6 protein-coding genes are annotated in these 4669 nt (G+C 75.4%); 5 read left to right on the top strand and 1 reads right to left on the bottom strand.

All coding sequences use genetic code 11. The features are described 5' to 3' along the window. Positions 1 to 688 (bottom strand): LON peptidase substrate-binding domain-containing protein (locus HUW36_RS26165; RefSeq protein WP_174530582.1); only part of this gene is annotated, 688 nt, incomplete at its 3' end. A 107-nt stretch (positions 689 to 795) separates the two neighbouring features. On the opposite strand from HUW36_RS26165, the gene hisD reads away from it, so the two are divergent. The 5 genes from hisD to hisH are packed head-to-tail and all read left to right on the top strand — an operon-like array spanning position 796 to position 4592. Continuing rightward, complete coding sequence (gene hisD / locus HUW36_RS26160) at positions 796 to 2121, top strand: histidinol dehydrogenase (RefSeq protein ID WP_174530581.1); 1326 nt, start codon at positions 796 to 798, stop codon at positions 2119 to 2121. Then, on the top strand, positions 2118 to 3191 hold the full coding sequence (locus HUW36_RS26155; protein ID WP_174530580.1) for a histidinol-phosphate transaminase: 1074 nt from the start codon (positions 2118 to 2120) through the stop codon (positions 3189 to 3191). The genes hisD and HUW36_RS26155 overlap by 4 nt, the downstream gene beginning before the upstream one ends. Beyond that, a complete protein-coding gene (hisB, locus tag HUW36_RS26150) occupies positions 3188 to 3799 on the top strand; it encodes an imidazoleglycerol-phosphate dehydratase HisB (RefSeq protein ID WP_174530579.1) in 612 nt (203 codons plus the stop codon). The genes HUW36_RS26155 and hisB overlap by 4 nt, the downstream gene beginning before the upstream one ends. A gap of 2 nt (positions 3800 to 3801) precedes the next feature. Continuing rightward, positions 3802 to 3969 carry a hypothetical protein gene (locus HUW36_RS26145; RefSeq protein ID WP_172967956.1) on the top strand — a complete coding sequence of 56 codons (168 nt, stop codon included), beginning with the start codon at positions 3802 to 3804 and terminating at the stop codon, positions 3967 to 3969. After that, entirely contained in the window at positions 3969 to 4592 is a 624-nt protein-coding gene (gene hisH / locus HUW36_RS26140) for an imidazole glycerol phosphate synthase subunit HisH (RefSeq protein WP_174530578.1), read from the top strand. The genes HUW36_RS26145 and hisH overlap by 1 nt, the downstream gene beginning before the upstream one ends. Positions 4593 to 4669 lie beyond the last annotated feature (77 nt).

Here is a 4669-nt window from a genome sequence, read left to right as displayed (position 1 = left end):
GACCCGCCAGCTCGCTGAGCGGCACCGGCACGGCCCGCACCTGGCGCAGCAGCGCCGCTTCCCGGTGCAGCAGGCGCAGCTCCGCGCGGAGCCGGCCGGGCGTGTCGTCGACGGCGAGCAGCCGCTGCCGGTCCGCGACGGTCAGCGCGGCGGTCGCGGCGACCAGGTGCGACAGCACCGTCGGATCCTCGGGCAGCTGCTCGGAGATCTCCTCCGGGTCCGGCCGGATCAGGCCCAGGTACTGCCGGAACACCGAGATCACCCGGGCCGCCAGCAGGTCGGCGGTCTCGTCCGGGCCGGTCGGCTCGGGCAGCCACTCCACCTCGGCGGTCAGGTAGGGCTCGGCGTCCTCGTCGACCTCGGCGATGCGGAACCGCCGCCGGCCGACGGTGACGATGTCGTAGCCGCCGTCGGCCAGCTCGGTGACCTGCCGCAGCTCGGCGGTGCAGCCCACCTCGTGCAGGGTGACCGGGCCGCCGGCCAGACCGGACCGCCCCGGCGGCCCGGCGGGCGCGACCTCCCACCCGGCCTGGATCGCCACCACCCCGAACTCGCGGGGCGCGCCCTCGGGCAGCCCGACCAGGTGGCGGACCAACGCCCGGTAACGCTCCTCGAAGATGTGCAGCGGAAGGACCAGCCCGGGGAAGAGGACGGTCCCGAGGGGGAACACCGGCAGCCGTGCGCTCACGGGACCGAGCGTATCCCGCGCGCGCCCGCCCGGCGTGTCCCGGCTCACCGTCCCGGCGTGCGGGCGGCCCCGGCCGGTCCGCGCGGCGGCGGCCTAGACTCGCAGACGTGCTGAATCGGATCGACCTGCGCGGCGGGGTACGCGACCCGCGCCGCCTGCTGCCCCGTGCCCAGCTCGACGTCTCCGTGGCGGTCGAGCGCATCCGCCCGCTCGTCGAGGCGGTCCACGAGCATGGGTACCCGGCGATCCGGGAGGCCAGCGAACGGTTCGACGGCGTCTCGCCCGAGCGTCTGCGGGTGCCGGTCGAGGTGATCCGCGCCGCCGAGGACGAGCTTGACCCGCAGGTCCGGGCCGCGCTGCTGGAGTCGATCACCCGTGCCCGCCGGGTCCACGACGACCAGCGCCGCACCGACCACACCACCCAGGTCGTGCCGGGCGGCACCGTGACCGAGCGGTGGGTGCCGGTGGACCGGGTCGGCCTCTACGTCCCCGGCGGCCTGGCCATGTACCCGTCGACGGTGGTGATGAACGTCGTCCCGGCCCAGGCGGCCGGCGTCCGCTCGCTGGTGGTGGTCAGCCCGCCGCAGAAGGAGAACGGCGGGCTGCCCGACCGGCGGGTGCTCGCCGCGTGCGCGCTGCTCGGCGTCGATGAGGTCTACGCGGTCGGCGGCGCCCAGGCGGTGGCGATGCTGGCGTACGGCGCCACCGTCGACCCGGACGGCGCGGAGCGCTGCGAGCCGGTCGACATGATCACCGGGCCGGGCAACATCTGGGTCACCGCGGCCAAGCGGCTGCTGCGCGGCGTGGTCGGCATCGACGCCGAGGCCGGCCCGACCGAGATCGCCATCCTGGCCGACCACACCGCCGACCCGGCGCACGTCGCCGCCGACCTGATCAGCCAGGCCGAGCACGACCCGCTGGCGGCCAGCGTGCTGGTCACCCCGTCCACCGAGCTGGCCGACGCGGTCGACGCGGAGCTGGCCCGGCAGGCGCCGGCCGCCAAGCACGCCGAACGGATCGGCACGGCGCTGCGCGGCGAGCAGAGCGGCGTGGTCCTCGTCGACGACCTGGAGGCCGGCCTGCGGGTGGTCGACGCGTACGCGGCCGAACACCTGGAGATCCAGACCGAGAACGCCCGCGAGTGGGCGCTGCGGGTGCGCAACGCCGGCGCGGTCTTCGTCGGCGCCTGGTCTCCGGTCTCGCTCGGCGACTACTGCGCCGGCTCCAACCACGTGCTGCCCACCGGCGGGTGCGCGCGGCACTCGTCCGGCCTGTCCGTGCAGTCCTTCCTGCGCGGCATCCACCTGGTCGAATACACCCAGGACGCGCTGCGCGAGGTGGCCCCGCACGTGGTCACGCTGGCGACGGTGGAGGACCTGCCGGCGCACGGCCAGGCGGTCAGCGCCCGGTTCCCCGACGGCGGCGCGTCGTGACCACGCTCGACGACCTGCCGATCCGCGACGACCTGCGCGGGCTGACGCCGTACGGCGCGCCGCAGCTCGACGTGCCGGTGCGGCTGAACACCAACGAGAACTCCTACCCGGTGCCCGAGCCCGTGGTCGAGGCGATCGGCAAGGCCGTCGCGGCCGAGCTGCGCGACCTCAACCGCTACCCGGACCGGGACGCCATGGCGTTGCGCGCCGACCTGGCCGCCTACCTCGGGCACGGGCTCACCGCCGACCACGTGTGGGCGGCGAACGGCTCCAACGAGATCCAGCAGCAGCTGCTCCAGGCGTTCGGCGGTCCCGGGCGCACCGCGCTCGGCTTCACACCGGCGTACTCGATGCACCCGCTGCTGGCGCTCGGCACCGGCACCCGGTGGGTGCCGGGCACGCGCGACGCCGACTTCGGTCTCACCGCCGCGGACGTGGTGGCCCAGGTCCGGGCGCACCGCCCCGACGTGGTCTTCCTCTGCTCGCCGAACAACCCGACAGGCACCGCGCTCGACCCGGCGGTGGTCGCCGCCGTGCTGGACGAGGCGCCCGGCATGGTGGTCGTGGACGAGGCGTACGCCGAGTTCGCCCGCGCCGGCACGGTCAGCGCGCTCGCGGTGCTGCCCGGCCACCCGCGGCTGGTGGTCACCCGCACCATGAGCAAGGCGTTCGGGTTCGCCGGTGGCCGGCTCGGTTACCTGGCGGCCGACCCGGCGGTGGTGGAGGCCGTGCAGCTGGTCCGGTTGCCGTACCACCTCTCCGCGCTCACCCAGGCCGCCGCGCGGGCGGCGCTGGCGCACCGGGACGCGCTGCTCGGCACCGTCGCCGCGATCAAGGAGCAGCGCGACCGGATCGTCGCGACGCTGCGTGCCCGGGGCCACCGCGTCGCGGACAGCGACGCCAACTTCGTGCTCTTCGCCGTCGACGGCGACCAGGGCGCCGCCTGGCGTACCCTGCTCGACGCCGGCGTGCTGGTCCGCGACGTCGGCCTGCCCGGCTGGCTGCGGGTCACCGCCGGGACGCCGGCCGAGACCGACGCCTTCCTCACCGCAACGGAGAAGCTGTCATGAGCCGCACCGCCCGGATCGAGCGGGTCACCAACGAGACCAAGGTGCTCATCGAGATCGACCTCGACGGCACCGGCAAGGCCGACATCTCCACCGGCGTCGGCTTCTACGACCACATGCTGAACCAGATCGCCCGGCACGGCGGCTTCGACCTGACCGTGCACACCGTCGGCGACCTGGAGATCGACGCGCACCACACGATGGAGGACACCGCGCTCGCGCTGGGCGCCGCGTTCGACCGCGCGCTGGGCGACAAGGCGGGCATCCGGCGGTACGGCTCGGCCACCGTGCCGATGGACGAGGTGCTGGTCCGCGCCGCGGTCGACCTGTCCGGCCGTCCGTACGTGGTGCACGACGAGCCGGTGCTGGCCCCGTACATCGGGCCGGTCTACCCGACCAGCATGACCCGGCACATCTGGGAGTCGTTCGGCCAGGCGGCCCGGGTCACGCTGCACGTGGACGTGCTGCGGGCGGCCCGCCCCGGCGGCCACCCGGACGCGCACCACGTGGTCGAGGCCCAGTTCAAGGCGGTCTCCCGCGCGCTGCGTGAGGCCACCGCGCTGGACCCGCGCAACGCGGGCGTGGTGCCGAGCACGAAGGGGGCGCTGTAACCGTGCGGGTGTGGCCGACGCTGCTGCTGATCCTGGCCGGGGTGCTGGTCGGCGGGACCTGGTCGCTCTACAAGCAGGGCGCCAACCGGGCCGCCGTCGTGGTCACCGGCCTGTTGGCCGCACTGGCCACCGCCGGTGGCCTGCTCTGGCTGCTGCCCGGGGAGGGCTGATGGCGCGGGTGGTGGTGCTCGACTACGGTTCGGGCAACCTGCGTTCGGCCGAGCGCGCGCTGGAGCGGGCCGGCGCCGACGTGACGGTCACCGCCGACCTGGCCGCCGCCGCGTCCGCCGACGGCCTGGTGGTGCCCGGCGTCGGCGCGTTCGCCGCCTGCATGGCCGGGATCGAGCAGCTGGGCGCGGGTCCGGTCATCGCCGACCGGGTCGCCGCCGGCCGTCCGGTGCTCGGCATCTGCGTCGGCATGCAGGTGCTGTTCGGGCACGGCGAGGAACACGGCGTGGTCACCAAGGGGCTCGGGCTGCTGCCGGGCGGCGTGACCCGGCTGCCCGCGCCACGGCTGCCGCACATGGGCTGGAACACGGTGGCGGCGCCGGACGGCTCGGTGCTCTTCGCGGGGCTGCCGGCCGACGCGCGGTTCTACTTCGTCCACTCCTACGGCGTCACCGACCCGGCGGCGCTGGCCGCCGGCGGCGCCACCGTGACCACCGCCCACCACGGCACGGACTTCGTCGCGGCGGTGGAACGGGGCCCGCTGTCGGCGGCCCAGTTCCACCCGGAGAAGTCCGCCGACACGGGGGCGGCGTTGCTGCGCAACTGGCTCGGCACGCTTGAGTAAGGAGCGGGCCCGACGCCGCGCGGCCCGCGAGGCCGAGCAGGAACGCGAGCGCGCCGCCCGCGCCCGCCGCACGGCCC

The organism is Micromonospora maritima, assembly GCF_902825405.1.
GTDB lineage: Bacteria > Actinomycetota > Actinomycetes > Mycobacteriales > Micromonosporaceae > Micromonospora > Micromonospora maritima.
Note: the sequence above shows the minus strand (reverse complement) of the source record. Positions and strands in the feature narration are given on the sequence as shown.

Excerpts from the sequence above, each read along its gene's own strand:
- hisB (WP_174530579.1), top strand. The coding sequence starts at position 3,188 with ATGAGCCGCACCGCCCGGATCGAGCGGGTCACCAACGAGACCAAGGTG.
- hisH (WP_174530578.1), top strand. The coding sequence starts at position 3,969 with ATGGCGCGGGTGGTGGTGCTCGACTACGGTTCGGGCAACCTGCGTTCG.